1 protein-coding gene is annotated in these 628 nt (G+C 49.2%); it reads right to left on the reverse strand.

The annotated features are described in order from the left end of the window. Positions 1-625 (reverse strand): hypothetical protein (locus AC1RPU_RS07625; RefSeq protein WP_481769585.1); only part of this gene is annotated, 625 nt, incomplete at its 3' end. Positions 626-628 lie beyond the last annotated feature (3 nt).

A 628-nucleotide genomic window follows, 5' to 3' on the forward strand; every position in this document is an offset into this window, starting at 1 on the left:
CAGGATCGAGCGCCAGCTTTTTCTTCAGCCGTGAAATTTGCATACTGAGGGAACTGTACAGCTTTTTATTATCTCCTAGTTTTGCGTCGAATCTGTCACGTCTGTGCACACCGCTTGCTTCGCGAGTTTTTGCGCCGGCCTGATTGTAGGACCAGCGCTGCATGTTGCCCAGTTCCTCTGTATCTGTCAGACGGATGCGGGGATAATGACTCATACGCGCTTGAATCTTTTCGGCCAACCCCACAGTTGAGACAATGGCCAACATCTTTTTGTCTGAATTGTGGTTCCTGATGTTACCGCGCCCGATTGACTGGATAGCCTTATCCACAACATAATCTTCGTGAGCATCGTACTCGGGCAGTATAGCGTTCAAGAGCCGTGCGATATCTGGTCTCGGATTGGTTGCAGCCAAGAACGCCACCACATTAGAGTGCATGAATTCGTTGCGACCTTCCACTTTACCCACGTTCAGAGACTGAAATACTTCCCGCTGAAGTGGATAATCCACATATTTGTTGTTCACGATCATGACGCCGGGTTGCGGAACTCCGTTTTTATCCGTGGCCTTGAACCGAGCCATCCACGCCTTAGCGATCTTGTGACTGGACTTTATCATCCAATCCATAAT

This window comes from Dellaglioa sp. CoH-55-MRSF-7 (assembly GCF_056782235.1).